The organism is Microbacterium sp. J1-1 (assembly GCF_024498615.1).
In the GTDB taxonomy this organism is placed as follows: Bacteria; Actinomycetota; Actinomycetes; order Actinomycetales; family Microbacteriaceae; genus Microbacterium; species Microbacterium aurugineum.
Genome location: NZ_CP089590.1, coordinates 2,453,655 through 2,467,334, shown reverse-complemented (window position 1 = coordinate 2,467,334; position 13,680 = coordinate 2,453,655). Strand labels below are relative to the sequence as shown.

The window sequence follows — 13,680 nt, the reverse complement described above, 5'->3', positions numbered from 1 at the left end:
CCTCAGCCGGCCTCGACGTACACGGTGGGAATCGCCGGGTCGGACTTGCTGAGCGCGAGAGCGCGCACGGGAAGCTCCTCGCGCACCCGCAGGTGGTGCGTCCGCGCGGCCGCCGTTCCCTCCGTCCCCTCGTGTGCGGTGTCGATGTCGCCCGCCTCGACGAACGTCACCTGCAGCGGGCGGCCGTCGGGATGCTCCGCTGGCGTGTTCAGCTCCTCGAAGCCGTCGGAGACCACGACCGTCTCGGCGGTCGCGACGCCGTCGACGAGCGTCCGGAACGCGGCCTTGCGTCCGCCGTACGAGGCCTTGTCCGCGGACGCCTTGGCGACCGCGATCCAGGCCCCCGCCGCGTCCTGCCGTGCCACGAGCTTGTAGACCATGCTCGCGGTCGGGTATCCGGAGCCGGTGACGACCGATGTCCCGACACCGTAGGCGTCGACCGGCGACGCGGCGAGTGCCGCGATCGCATACTCGTCGAGGTCGCTCGTCACGGTGATCCGCGTGGACGTCGCCCCGAGTTCGTCGAGCTGCACCCGCACATCACCGGCGACGATCGGGAGATCGCCCGAATCGATACGCACGCCGCCCAGGTCGGTGCCCGCGACGCGGATCGCGGTCTCGACCCCGTTCCGGATGTCGTACGTGTCGACGAGCAGCGTCGTGCCGATGCCCATGCTGTCGACCTGTGCGCGGAACGCCTCTTCCTCGGTGTCGTGCAGGAGCGTCCAGGAATGAGCGGCGGTGCCCATCGTCGGGATGCCCCAGCTCCGGCCCGCTTCGAGGTTGCTGGTGGCGCTGAACCCTGCGATGTACGCGGCGCGTGCGGCGGCGACCGCGGAACGTTCGGCAGCACGGCGCGAGCCCATCTCCGCCAGCGGACGCTCGCCCGCGGCGATGCTCATCCGCGATGCGGCCGTGGCCACGGCGGAGTCGTGGTTGAGCACGCTCAGGGCGAGTGTCTCCAGCACCACGGCATCCGCGAACGTTCCCTCGACGGTGAGGATGGGGGAGCCGGGGAAGTAGAGCTCGCCCTCGCGATAGCCCCGGATCGTGCCCGTGAAGCGGTACTCCTCGAGGTACTTCAGCGATGTCGCGTCGACCACATGTTCGTCGCGGAGGAATCGCAACTCGTCGTCACCGAAGCGGAACTCGCGCAGCAGTTCGAGGAATCGTCCGGTGCCTGCGACCACTCCGAATCGGCGGCCGCCGGAGAGTCGGCGGGAGAAGAGCTCGAAGACGCTCGGGCGGAAAGCCGTCCCGTCGCGGAGCGAGGCAGCGAGCATCGTCAGCTCGTAGCGGTCGGTGAGCAGCGCCGTCGACGTGGTCATGCGCTCAGCTTACTGAGCGTGCTGATGCACGCGGAGGTGCGCACGCGGGTAGGCTGGGGAGTCATGAACGACGCGCCCATCGGGATCTTCGACTCCGGTGTCGGCGGGCTCACGGTGGCGCGGGCCATCCGCGCCCAGCTGCCCCGTGAGTCGTTCGTCTATATCGGCGACACCGCCCATTCCCCCTACGGCCCCAAGCCCATCGCCGACGTGCGTCGCTATTCCCTCGAGGTGCTGGACACACTCGTCGAGCAGGGCGTGAAGATGCTCGTGATCGCGTGCAACACCGCGTCGTCGGCCATGCTCCGCGACGCACGCGAGCGCTATGACATCCCGGTGGTCGAGGTGATCGGCCCCGCCGTCCGCCGCGCCGTCTCCACCACGAGGAACGGGCGCGTCGGCGTGATCGGCACGGTCGGCACCATCGGATCGCGCGCCTACCAGGACATGCTCGAGGTGAACGAGCGGCTGCAGGTGTTCACGGCTGCCTGTCCGCGATTCGTCGAGTTCGTCGAAGCGGGGATCACCGGTACTCCCGAAGTGCTCGCCGTCGCCGAGGAGTACCTCGCCCCGCTGCGCGACGCCGGCGTCGACACCCTGGTTCTCGGCTGCACGCACTATCCGTTCCTGCGCGGTGCGATCAGCTACGTGATGGGGGAGGGCGTGACGCTCGTCTCCAGCGACGATGAGACCGCCGGCGACGTCTACCGCCAGCTGGTGCGGGGAGATCTGCTCGCGTCGCCCGATGCCACGGCCACCTATGTCTACGAGGCCACCGGCGTCTCGGCCGATGACTTCACCGCGCTGGCCAATCGCCTGATGGGCCGGGAGGTCCGCGACGTGCAGCTCGTCCAGACCGGCGTGATCACCCTTCCCGAGCACACCTTCGAGTAACACCGTGTCGAGCCATCCCGACTCGACGCATCACCCTGACCCGAGAGAAGCACATGACCGACATCGTCCGCGTCGACGGCCGTTCCACCGATCAGCTGCGTGAGATCACCATCGAGCGTGGTTGGAGCGCACAGGCCGAGGGCTCGGCCCTGATCAGCTTCGGCGGCACGAAGGTGCTGTGCACCGCCTCGTTCACCAACGGCGTCCCGCGCTGGTTGACGGGCAAGGGCAAGGGGTGGGTCACAGCCGAGTACGCCATGCTTCCGCGCGCCACGAACAGTCGCAACGACCGCGAGAGCGTGAAGGGGCGCATCGGCGGACGCACGCACGAGATCTCCCGGCTCATCGGTCGTGCCCTTCGCGCCGTGGTCGACACCAAGGCGCTCGGTGAGAACACGATCGTCATCGACTGCGACGTGCTGCAGGCGGACGGGGGCACGCGCACCGCGGCCATCACCGGCGCGTACGTCGCGCTGGCCGACGCGATCGAGTGGGGGCGCGAGAAGAAGTTCATCGGCAAGAACTCCACGCCGTTGCTCGACTCCGTGGCCGCGGTGTCGGTCGGAATCATCGACGGCGAGCCCATGCTCGATCTGGCATACGTCGAGGACGTGCGCGCCGAGACCGACATGAACGTCGTGGTCACGGGCCGCGGACTGTTCGTCGAGGTCCAGGGCACAGCCGAGGGGGCGCCGTTCGACAAGCGCGAACTGGATGCGCTGCTCGAGCTCGGGGTGTCCGGATGCGACGAGCTGAAGGGCAAGCAGCTCGCCGCGTTGGCGGGGGAGTGACGATGAAGGTCGTCCTCGCGACGCACAATCCGCACAAGGTCGCGGAGTTCCAGCAGATCGTCGCGCAGGCACGACCCGACCTCGAGGTCGTCGGCTACGACGGCCCGGAACCGGTCGAGGACGGCGTGACCTTCGCCGAGAACGCACTGATCAAGGCGCGGGCGGCGGCGACGCACACCGGGCTCCCCGCCCTGGCCGACGACTCCGGCATCTGCGTCGACGTCCTGGGCGGTTCGCCCGGGGTCTTCTCCGCGTACTGGGCGGGTCAGAAGAAGGATGCCGCGGCGAATCTCGCGCTCCTGCTCGATCAGCTGCGCGACATTGCCGACCCGCATCGGACCGCGCACTTCACCTCGACCATCGCCCTGGTGATGCCCGACGGCCGGGAGCAGGTCGTCGAGGGCCGGTGGCCGGGGCGTCTGTCACACGAGGCGTCCGGTGGCGGTGGTTTCGGCTACGACCCGATCTTCATCCCCGACGGTCAGCCGCGCGGCGAGGAGCGTACGGTGGGCGACTTCAGCGCGGAGGAGAAGCAGTCGCAGTCGCATCGTGCGCGTGCGTTCGCGGAGCTGCTGCCGGTGCTCGCTGCACTCTGAAAGCTGAAGGATCGTGACCACTACGGTTGACGTACTTCACGTGTAGTGATTATCGTGAAGGCATGCGTGAACTGACCTATTACATCGGTGTCTCCCTCGACGGCTTCATCGCGGGCCCCGCGGACGAGGTCGACTTCTATCCCGTCACCCCGGCGTTCGCCGAGTCGCTCGGCACGGAGTTCGCCGACGTGCAGCCGGCTTTCGCCCGCGCGGGGCGCGGAGGGGCAGACGCTCCGGTGACGCAGTTCGACACGGTCCTCATGGGGCGCCGGACCTACGAGCCGGCGTTGCAGGTGGGGGTGACCGACCCCTACGCGCACCTGCGCACCATCGTGTTCAGCAGCACGCTCGCCGATCCCGCGGATCCGAACGTCGAGATCGTGCGCACCGACCCGGTCGAACGCGTGCGGCAGGTGAAGGCCGAGGACGGGCTGGGGATCTACCTCGCCGGAGGCGCTCTGCTCGCCGGAGCGCTGATCGACGAGATCGATCGCCTCATCGTCAAGAAGTATCCGGTGATCGCGGGAGACGGGATTCCGATGGCGAGGTTCGCGTTCGCGCCGAAGTCGTTCGACCTCGAGGAAGCCCGGACCTTCGACAACGGATGCGTCGTGCTCACCTACGTGCGCACCCGTCGGTGAACTGCTGGTGACGCTGAGAATCGTTACCCTTCCCGACTAGGGCGAACACGCCTTCCGGCCGTGACTCCCGGTCTAGCCTGGGGACATGCACGATCACGCACCCGCCGCCGGCGGCATCCGTTCGGCCAACAGTCGACGCCTGCTGGCGATCTCGCTGACGCTCACGGCGACCGTGATGGTCGTGCAGGTCGTCGGTGCGATCCTGACCGGTTCGCTCGCCTTGCTCGCCGACGCCGCGCACATGTTCACGGACGCCTCCGCGCTCGTGATCGCGCTCATCGCCGCGACCGTGGCCGCGCGACCTGCCGATGATCGACGGACCTTCGGGTATCAACGCGCCGAGGTGTTCGGCGCGTTGATCAATGCCGTGATCCTGATCGCCCTGGCCACGTGGGTGGCGATCGAGGGCATCGGCCGCCTGCTGAACCCCGGCGACGTCGAGGTCGCCGGCGGGCTCATGCTCGTGGTCGCCGTCGTCGGCCTGATGGCGAATGCCGTCTCGATGTGGTTGCTCAGCCGTGCGCAGCGCACGAGCATCAACGTGCGCGGCGCCTATCTCGAGGTGATGGGCGACCTGATTGGGTCCGCCGCGGTCATCGTCGCCGCGATCGTGATCCTCCTGACGGGATGGATGCCGGCCGATGCGATCGCCTCCCTGTTCATCGCGGCGATGATCATCCCGCGAGCGATCGCGCTGCTGCGCGAGGTGTTCTCGGTCCTCGCCGAGTCGGCGCCCAAGGGGACCGCCGTCAGTGACATCCGCACCCACCTTCTGGGGTACGACGGTGTGGTCGGCGTGCACGATGTGCATGTGTGGCAGCTCACGCGGGGCGCGCCGGTGTTCACGGCGCATGTCACCGTCGAGCCGCAGCTGTTCGCCGACGGGAGGTCGACGCAGCTCCTCTCCGACATGCAGGCGTGCTTGGCCGATCACTTCGATGTCGAGCATTCGACCTTCCAGATCGAGCCGGCTGAGAAGTCGGACTGCGAGCCTCACCACGCCTGAACGCTCCGAACCCGCCGGTGCGGGGGGTCAGCGCTCCACGACGATGTCGTCCGGCTCCTTGTCGGGCCGCAACCCTCGCCATCGTGCGTGTCGGAGCACCCCATCGGGGGTCCAATTGGCGAATTCGACTTCGCCCACGAGCTCGGGACGCACCCAGAGCGCGTCGGACGCATCGGGCGCGGGAACGCCATCCAGGGGTGCCGTCTCGCTGCGCAGTGGATCGAGGCGTGCGAGCAGATCGCGGAGGATGCGGTCGGTGAACCCGGTTCCCACCCTCCCGACGTAGCGCAACGGCGCTGATCCGCTTCGGACGCCGGATCGGTCGGGCACCGCGAGCAGAAGCGAGCCGAGCGTGCTCTCCCGATCGCCTTTGCCCGGTCGGATCCCGACGATCACGGCCTCCTGCATGCGCGTGTGCTTGAGCTTCAGCCAGGATGGGCTGCGCTGTCCCGGGCGGTAGCGGGACCGTGGGTCCTTCACGACGACGCCCTCGAGGCCGAACTCCGCGCTGGCGGCGAGGGCCGCCTCGACGTCATCGAAGACCGGGGGGATCTGTATCGGAGCGTCGAGACCCGCGACGACGTCTTCGAGCAGGATGCGGCGCTCGCGCAGCGGCATGCCCGTGAGATCGTGCCCGTCGAGACGCAGCAGGTCGAAGAGCATGTACACGATCGGCGTGCGGACCACCTCCCGCTCGATCTCGCGCGGACGGGTCAGATGCATGCGGTTCTGCAGCAGGGAGAAGCTCGGGCGTCCCCGGCCGTCGAACGCCACGATCTCCCCGTCCACGATCGCGTCGGCGACGGGCAGGAAAGGGGCGCCGTCGGCGGTGAGTTCCGGATAGCGGGTCGTGATGTCGGTGCCGCGCCGCGCGTGCAGAAGCATCCGTCCGTCGGCCCAGGTGCCCAGGGCTCGGATGCCGTCCCATTTCACCTCGACCCAGGACGGATCGCTCAGCGCCCGCGCGACCCCGGCGGTGCCGTTCTCGGCGAGCATCGGCGCGAGGGGCGCGGCCGTGGCGCCCCGTGAAGGGGCCGAAGTGCCCCGCGGGTGGCGGGGTCGGTGAGCCGGGGCAGGTGCTGGTGCCGACGAGGCCTCCTGCGGGCGGAGCCCGGCGAGCGGATCGATTCCCGCGGCTGCGCGGGCGAGCACCTCGTCGAGGTCGAGCTGGGCCAGATCCGGGTCATCGAGTTCGTCCCAGGTGCGCGGAGCCGCGACCCACGGCTGTGCCCGCCCCCGGAGCGAGTACGGTGAGATGGTCGTCTTCTTGCCGTTGTTCTGGCTCCAGTCCAGGAACACTTTTCCGCCTCGCTCGGCCTTCGACATGACGCTCGTGGCCAGATCGGGATGGTCGTTCTCGATCAGGCGGGCGAGTTCCTTCACGACCGCCGAGATCTCGTCGCTCGTCTGCTCCCCGGGGAGGGCCGCATACAGGTGCAGACCCTTGCTCCCGCTCGTGACCGGGAGGGGATCGAGGCCCATGTCCGTCAGGATGACCCGTGCGAAGCGCGCGACTTCGGCGCACTGTGCGAGTCCGACACCGGGGCCCGGGTCCAGGTCGAGAACGAGGCGATCGGGGCGACCCGGGGTCCCGTCCGGAGCGAAGCGCCATTGCGGCACGTGCAGTTCGATCGCGGCGACCTGAGCGAGCCACACCAGCGTCGGCACGTCCTCGACGAGGGGGTACTCCTTCGGGCCGTCCGAATGCTGGATCGCCTGCCGCGGGATCCAGGCCGGTGCCCCCGGTTCGAGCTGCTTCGTGAAGAACGCATCCGCGGGAGCGTCCCTCGTTCCGACGCCTTCGACCCAGCGCTTGCGCGTGACCGGGCGTCCGTCGAGGAGGGGCAGGATGAGCGGGGCGATCGCGCTGTAGTAGGCGATGACCTCGCCCTTGGTCGTGCCGGTGTCGGGGTAGACGACCTTGTCGAGATTCGTGACGCGCAGACGGCGACCGTCCACCTGCACGATCTGCCCTGGTCCGACCATGCAGCCAGCGTAGTCAAGGGACTGGTCGCGACGGCTTCGACTGGTGTTCACTGGTGTCATGAGGACGATCTGGAAGGGCGCGCTGACATTCGGGCTCGTGAACGTGCCGGTGAAGGTGTACTCCGCCACGGAGGATCACGATGTGCCGCTGCATCAGGTGCATGAGAAGGACGGCGGCCGCATCCGGTACCAGCGCACCTGCGAGGTGTGCGGCGAGACGGTGGCCTATGCCGACATCGATCGTGCGTACGTCGACGACGGGCAGACGGTGGTGCTCACCAAGGATGACTTGGCCGCGCTGCCGGCCGAGAAGAGCCGGGAGATCGACGTCGTCGAGTTCGTGCCGTCCGACCAGGTCGATCTGCTCACCCTCGACAAGCCGTACTACCTCGAGCCGGACTCGAAGTCCCCGAAGGCGTACGTGCTGCTGCGCAAGACCCTGGAGCAGACGGATCGCACCGCGATCGTGCGCTTCACTCTGCGGCAGAAGACCAGGCTGGCCGCGTTGCGGGTCCGGGGGAAGGTGCTCGTGCTGCAGACCCTGCTGTGGGCCGACGAGGTGCGCGAAGCGGAGTTCCCTGCACTGGACGAGGACGTGCGGATCTCGAAGAAGGAGCTCGAGCTTTCCGCCTCACTCGTCGACAGCTATTCCGCCGACTTCGATCCGGAGGACTTCGTCGACGAGTACCAGAAGGAGCTCCGCACCCTCATCGACGCGAAGATCGAGGCGGGGGACACGTTCGACGTCGCCGAGACGTTCGGGGAGGCCGAGAAGGCTGCGGAGGGTGGCGAAGTCATCGACCTCATGGAGGCACTCCGCGCCAGCGTCGCGCGCACCAAAGAGGAGCGCGCGAAGAACGCAGGCTGACGTCGTCCGCCGAGAGCTCGGCGCACGAGGTCAGGATCAGTGCTTGCCGTCGCCGTCCAGGTCGGGGGCGCGGTCGAACACGTCGGCATCCAGGACGAGCTCCTGTGCCTCCTCGGCATCGGTCACGACGTCTTCGCCTGCCGCCGCGGCCTTCTTCGCCTTGTGGCGCTCCGAGAAGTAGTGCCACAGGGTGACGAGGGCGGTGCCACCGACGGCGATCAGCAGGATCACGTCGATGTACTGAACCACGAGTTCGCGCACCCACGGGATGTAGGCGATGAGGTACCCGACCATCGTGAGCCCGAAGCCCCAGATCATGGCGCCGATGAAGTTGTAGAGCGAGTAGCGGCGCCACGGCATGTGTCCCACACCGGCTGCGACGGGGGCGAAGGTGCGCACGATGGGGACGAAACGGGCCAGGATGACCGTGAGACCGCCGAAGCGCTCGAAGAACGCGTTCGTGCGCTCGACGTTCTTCTTGCTGAAGAGGCCCGACTCCTTGCGCTCGAACACCGCCGGTCCGCCCTTGTGACCGATCAGATAGCCGACCTCGCCGCCGATGAAGGCCGACAGCGCGATCAGGAGCGAGACGACCCAGATGTTCACGCCGAACACATTGCTGGTGTGCGTCAAGAGCCCGGCGATGATGAGCAGGGTGTCGCCGGGGAGGAGGAATCCGACCAGGAGACCGGTCTCGGCGAAGACGATGAAGCACACCACCAGAAGCGCCCAGGGGCCCGCCGCGCCGATGATCGTCTGGGGGTCGAGCCAGGGGATGAGGGCGGTGGGAGCGTGCAACATGGATTCGAGCACTGGCGGGATTCCCGTCGGTCGTGAGTGGTCGGCGTCAGAGCGGAGCGACGTCAGGGTGGTCTCGCGACGGCACCATCGTCTCTCGTGCGGAAGGTGGGACTTGAACCCACACGCCCTGGGGCACAGGAACCTAAATCCTGCGTGTCTGCCAATTCCACCACTCCCGCGCGGTGGGATCAGTCTACTGACCGGCGAAACCCCCTGTCTGAGCATCAGCCCGCAGTTCATCGCACCCCGGAGCGGCCGGAGGTCGGCGTGCCTGTGGATAACTCCGGCGCGGGGGAACCGATCGTTGCGAGGATGCCGGGGTGAGTCATCCGTCTGCCTTGGTCACCGAGCAGGTGCGGCGTCGCCTGCGAACGGAAGGGGTGGATCCCACGATCGATCCCGAGGCCGCGCGGCGCATCGCGCACGCAGAGGTGCGCCGTCACGATGACGCTGCTCTCGCACGCGGCGGCGGCCTCATCGAAGACGAAGCCGCCTGCGTCCGTGACGTGCTGGCGTCGCTCAGCGGCTTCGGAGCGCTGCAGCCTCTGCTGGATGATCCCGAGATCGAGGAGATCTGGCTCAACGGCACCGGGCACGTCCATGTTGCCCGGGAGGGCGTGGCGGAGCGGACCGGATTGCGTCTCAGCGACGTGACGGTGCGCGACCTCGTCGAGCGGATGCTGCAGGCCACCGGTCGACGGGTCGACATCAGTCAGCCCTTCGTCGACGCTTCGCTTCCCGACGGCTCTCGGCTGCACGTCGCGATCGCCGACGTCGTGCGCGGATCCTGGGCCGTCAACATCCGGAAGTTCCTCCCGAAGTACCGGTCGCTCGAGGCCCTGACGGCCCAGGGGATGATGCCCGAGGCGGTGGCGGCGCGTCTGCGGGTGGCGATGAACGAGGGTCGCACGGTGATCGTCTCCGGAGCGACCCACGCAGGGAAGACCACGGTCCTCGGTGCGCTGCTGGCCTCGTGCGCCGAGTCACAGCGCATCGTCACCGTCGAGGAGACGTTCGAGCTCGCGGTCGAGGGCCCCGACCTGGTCGCATTGCAGGGGCGCCAGTCCAGTCTGGAAGGCACAAGCGAGCGGAGTTGCATCGGATGTCTCAGTAGCGCCGTGATTTCAGGTCGCCACGGCAAACCATGAGGCGTACTCGACGAGGCTAGCGCGGGGCTGGTTGCAGCGCACTATGCGTTGTCCTGAGAGGTGTTTCGCTCTGCATATTCCTGATCAGACGGAGGATCGTCCCTCAGTAACGGCACCTCCGGCCGTTGCGTGCCGAAGTGCTCGGTCTCGGATGAAGGGTTGCGCTGGCAGACTCTATGATAAGTTAGCAGCATGTTTGATGCATCGAACGCAACCTTGAGGCTCGGTTGGTGACCCGTGAGGTCCGGTCGTTGGCGCCGGTGTTGCTGCTGGATCCGGCTAGGTCGACGTTCGACGAGATGTTGCGCGGTTACGCGGTGTCAATGCGTTCGCGTGGCCTGTCGGAAAGCACGATCCGAGGCAGTCAGTATGGCGTGAGGCGGTTCTTCCGTTTCGCTGGCACCTACCCGTGGGAGTGGCGCCCGCAGGATGTCGAGGACTTCACGTCGTCGCTGCTGTCTGGTGGGGAGCCGTTGGCGCATTCCACGATCCGTGGCTATCACCAAGTTCTGAAGGGCTTCTGCGGGTACATCTCGCATCCGGCCTATGACTGGGTCGACGTCTGCATGGAACGGTTCGGGTCTACACCTGCCCAGATCTGCCATCCGTGGAACACGTTCGCGCACTTGTCCGAGTTCGAGGCGAAGCCCGCTCGACGGCCGTTCGGCTACGACGAGCTCGAGGCGTTCTTTGAGCACGCGGATCAGCGCGCCCATGATCTGCTCGAGGACCGCAGGAAGGGTGCGTTGCCGGCGCTGCGAGATGCGCAGTTCTTCAAGACGGTCTATGCGTTCGGGCTACGGCGTCGGGAGGCCGTGATGCTCGACCTGAATGATCTCCGCCCCAATCCCTACGTTCCCGAGTGGGGCGCGTATGCGAAGGTGCAGGTCCGATACGGCAAGGCGATGAAGGGATCGCCGCCGCGCCGCCGCACCGTGCTGGCCTGCCCGGAGTTCGCGTGGGCCTCAGAGGGGCTGCGCTACTGGGTCGAGGAGGTGCGGCCCCGGCTTGCTGGCGAAAGCGATGCGCTCTGGATCAGCGAGAGGCGCACCCGCATCACGACCCGCGCAGTCGACCAGCGGTTCGCGGAGATCCGCGACGCGGTCGGCCTGGATCGTGCGTTGACGTTGCACAGCCTCCGCCACTCCTACGTGACCCACCTGATCGAGTTCGGCTACGCCGCCCAGTTCGTCCAGGAGCAGGTCGGACACAATCACTCGTCAACGACCGCGATCTACACATCCGTCGGCGACGATTTCAAGAACCGGATCTTCCAGGAAGCGCTCCGGCGCGTGCTCGGAGAAGGAGCGACCGCATGAGCCGACAGTTCGATTGGCATCTACGCCGCCAGCTCGCAGAGCGAGGCATCTACAAGACCACCGAGCTGGTGCCGCTGCTCGCCGCACAGGGCGTGCAGCTCTCCCGTGAGCAGGTCTACCGGCTGGTGACCTCCCCGCCACAACGCCTGAACATCGAGGTCCTCGACGCGCTCTGCGTCATCCTGGACTGCACCCCGAACGATCTGATCAGCTTCACCGTCGCGGCCCGCAAGCAGCCGAAGGCCGTGGGTGGCGCCACAGTCACCGACATCGGCACACTCAAGACCGTGCCCGCACGGATCACCCGACCCGACAGGTCGTGACCTCGCCACGATCCACCGCCCTGCTCGACAACATCTCCGCCCTGCTCGATCACGGTGATCCGTGGACGACGATCGGCGAGGAAGGAGTGCGCGCACTGCTCGAACAGCTTGCCCCCACGACCATGGGACAGGCGCATCTTCGACGTTTCCTCGCCGACGCGAACGCGAATTGGACCACGGACGCCGACCCGAATCTTCCCCGTCAAGCGCAGCGGTTGCTGCGGATGCTCCGAGAACGTGGGATCTCGGTCGCGCTCCCTCTCTGCAGCGGCTGCGGACGGGATCAGCTGCTCACGCAGACACTCGAGGACGGGCGGCGGGTCTGCAACAACTGCCGAGACGCCCGATACACCCGCCGCTGCGACGGCTGCGAAAAGATCCGGGTGATCTCACACCGGATCGACGGGAAAAGTCTCTGCGGTACCTGCCGCAGGCAAAGGCCCGAGGCGAAAGAGACCTGCATCCGCTGCGGCCACGACCGGCTCGTCCAGAACCGCACACCGGACGGCCCCGTCTGCTCGCAATGCGCGCCCGGCAAGATCGAGCCGTGCGTGCATTGCGGACACAAGCGGCGAGTCCGCGTCCGCTTCCTCGGCGGTGCCACCTGCGAGCCCTGCTTCAATGTCATCCGCCGCACTCGTCGCCCCTGCCCTCGCTGCGGTACGGTCGGCCTGGTCGCGTCCGTCGCGGACGATGGCACGCTCGCGTGCTCCACCTGCACCGGGGTGCGGTCACGCTTCATCTGCGCCGACTGCGGCGTCGAGGACGTCCGAAACGGGAAACGCTGCTTCCCATGCCTGGCCCGCATCGCCCTGGACGACCTGTTCGCCGCCGGGACGTCCACCCGCCGTCAGGCGCTCGAACCGCTCCGGCAACGCCTGCTGCGCCATCCGGAACCCAAGAGCATGGCGCGTTGGCCCGGCCGCAGCGCATCCGCGAAGATTCTGCGCGAGATCCTCACCGAGCGCATTGACCTCACCCACGAGGCATTGGACCAGCAGGCGAGCGTTCAGGCGGTGAGCCTGCTGCGACACGCGCTCGTCGACGTCGGCGTGCTCGATCCGCGGGACACCGCTTGGGTGCAGTTCGTGGCCTGGATCGAGACGTTCCTCGAGGGCCACCCTGAGCAGATGGTGCGCATCCTTGGGCCGTTCTGCCGGTGGCACGTTCCGGCCCGCACCCGGCTCCTCATCCAGCGCAACGGGATCACCGACGGCACCTTCGTTCGCGCCCGCCGCATCTGCCGGATCGCGGCCCACTTCCTCGCCGACCTCGACGCTCAGCAGCTCGAGCTGAAGACCGCATCACAGCACGCCGTAGAGTCCTACCTCGACCGGCACCCACGCCACTTCGAGCCGCTCGCAGTGTTCCTGCGGTGGGCGTCGCACAGCGGCGCCGCCGATCGTATCCACCCGGTCCCTTCTCCCTACGCCGACCCCTACACCGCCTACCCGATCGACACGTACCGGGCATGGATGCGGCGGTTCGCGACCGACGATACGATCCCACTCAGGGCCCGCATCTGCGGGCTTATCGCGGGGATCACCGGCAGGCCAATCACGACCATCGCCGGCCTGACCACCGCGAGCATCATCGACGACGGCGACGAGATGCTGCTACGCCTCGGGACCTCGCCCGTCCAACTGCCACCGCCCATACCCGCGTTGATCAGACGGCAACTCGCCGCCCCACGGCGATGGGACACGGAATCGACCTGGATGTTCCCATCTAGACTGCGCGCTGGAGCACACGTGCATGCCAGCCGATTCGCGGTCGACCTGCAGCGCCTGAACTGTCGGGTGGTTGGACTTCGCGGCGCCGCGCTGCTCAACCTCGCCGCGACAATGCCCCTCGCCCCGCTCTGCGACCTCACCGGCATGTCATCGAACGTCGCCGCACGCTGGCAGGTCGTGGCCGCATCCGCCTACGCGCACTACCCTGCGATACGTATCTGAGCCCACCGAACGAAACCCTGTTGC

General features: G+C 67.6%; 13 protein-coding genes and 1 tRNA gene. 10 read left to right on the top strand and 4 right to left on the bottom strand.

The annotated features are described in order from the left end of the window. Window positions 1-2: 2 nt before the first annotated feature. On the bottom strand, window positions 3-1,328 hold the full coding sequence (locus tag LRQ07_RS11855) for a nicotinate phosphoribosyltransferase (RefSeq protein ID WP_256534725.1): 1,326 nt from the start codon (window positions 1,326-1,328) through the stop codon (window positions 3-5). Between the two features lie 63 nt (window positions 1,329-1,391). On the opposite strand from LRQ07_RS11855, the gene murI reads away from it, so the two are divergent. From murI to LRQ07_RS11830, 5 genes are all read left to right on the top strand, one after another. After that, complete coding sequence (gene murI / locus LRQ07_RS11850) at window positions 1,392-2,222, top strand: glutamate racemase (protein WP_131492660.1); 831 nt, start codon at window positions 1,392-1,394, stop codon at window positions 2,220-2,222. A 53-nt stretch (window positions 2,223-2,275) separates the two neighbouring features. Then, the gene (gene rph / locus LRQ07_RS11845; protein ID WP_131492658.1) at window positions 2,276-3,013 is read left to right on the top strand and encodes a ribonuclease PH; all 738 of its coding nucleotides are present in this window, start codon (window positions 2,276-2,278) and stop codon (window positions 3,011-3,013) included. Between the two features lie 2 nt (window positions 3,014-3,015). Further along, entirely contained in the window at window positions 3,016-3,609 is a 594-nt protein-coding gene (gene rdgB / locus LRQ07_RS11840) for an RdgB/HAM1 family non-canonical purine NTP pyrophosphatase (protein ID WP_256534724.1), read from the top strand. Window positions 3,610-3,671: 62 nt separating this feature from the next. Next, window positions 3,672-4,250: a dihydrofolate reductase family protein gene (locus LRQ07_RS11835; protein WP_232763672.1), complete on the top strand. Its 579-nt coding sequence runs from the start codon at window positions 3,672-3,674 to the stop codon at window positions 4,248-4,250. Window positions 4,251-4,335: 85 nt separating this feature from the next. After that, a complete protein-coding gene (locus LRQ07_RS11830) occupies window positions 4,336-5,256 on the top strand; it encodes a cation diffusion facilitator family transporter (RefSeq protein WP_047524452.1) in 921 nt (306 codons plus the stop codon). Window positions 5,257-5,283: 27 nt separating this feature from the next. On the opposite strand, the gene ligD is transcribed toward LRQ07_RS11830, so the two are convergent. Further along, on the bottom strand, window positions 5,284-7,242 hold the full coding sequence (gene ligD / locus LRQ07_RS11825; protein ID WP_256534723.1) for a non-homologous end-joining DNA ligase: 1,959 nt from the start codon (window positions 7,240-7,242) through the stop codon (window positions 5,284-5,286). A 58-nt stretch (window positions 7,243-7,300) separates the two neighbouring features. Here ligD and LRQ07_RS11820 point away from each other — a divergent pair, with 58 nt between their 5' ends. Continuing rightward, window positions 7,301-8,110 carry a Ku protein gene (locus tag LRQ07_RS11820; protein ID WP_047524296.1) on the top strand — a complete coding sequence of 270 codons (810 nt, stop codon included), beginning with the start codon at window positions 7,301-7,303 and terminating at the stop codon, window positions 8,108-8,110. A 36-nt stretch (window positions 8,111-8,146) separates the two neighbouring features. On the opposite strand, the gene LRQ07_RS11815 is transcribed toward LRQ07_RS11820, so the two are convergent. Further along, window positions 8,147-8,911, bottom strand: a complete 765-nt coding sequence (locus LRQ07_RS11815; RefSeq protein ID WP_131492725.1) for a DedA family protein — start codon at window positions 8,909-8,911, stop codon at window positions 8,147-8,149. 97 nt (window positions 8,912-9,008) lie between these two features. Then, window positions 9,009-9,090 (bottom strand) — tRNA-Leu (locus LRQ07_RS11810). A 141-nt stretch (window positions 9,091-9,231) separates the two neighbouring features. Here LRQ07_RS11810 and LRQ07_RS11805 point away from each other — a divergent pair. The 4 genes from LRQ07_RS11805 (at window position 9,232) to LRQ07_RS11790 (ending at window position 13,656) form a co-directional block, all read left to right on the top strand. After that, the gene (locus LRQ07_RS11805) at window positions 9,232-10,059 is read left to right on the top strand and encodes an ATPase, T2SS/T4P/T4SS family (protein ID WP_256534722.1); all 828 of its coding nucleotides are present in this window, start codon (window positions 9,232-9,234) and stop codon (window positions 10,057-10,059) included. A gap of 260 nt (window positions 10,060-10,319) precedes the next feature. Beyond that, entirely contained in the window at window positions 10,320-11,378 is a 1,059-nt protein-coding gene (locus LRQ07_RS11800; RefSeq protein WP_256536436.1) for a tyrosine-type recombinase/integrase, read from the top strand. Further along, window positions 11,375-11,701, top strand: coding sequence for a helix-turn-helix domain-containing protein (locus LRQ07_RS11795; protein WP_256534721.1), 327 nt, complete (start codon window positions 11,375-11,377; stop codon window positions 11,699-11,701). Before LRQ07_RS11800 ends, LRQ07_RS11795 begins: the two co-directional genes overlap by 4 nt. Next, the gene (locus LRQ07_RS11790) at window positions 11,698-13,656 is read left to right on the top strand and encodes a hypothetical protein (RefSeq protein WP_256534720.1); all 1,959 of its coding nucleotides are present in this window, start codon (window positions 11,698-11,700) and stop codon (window positions 13,654-13,656) included. The genes LRQ07_RS11795 and LRQ07_RS11790 overlap by 4 nt, the downstream gene beginning before the upstream one ends. Window positions 13,657-13,680 lie beyond the last annotated feature (24 nt).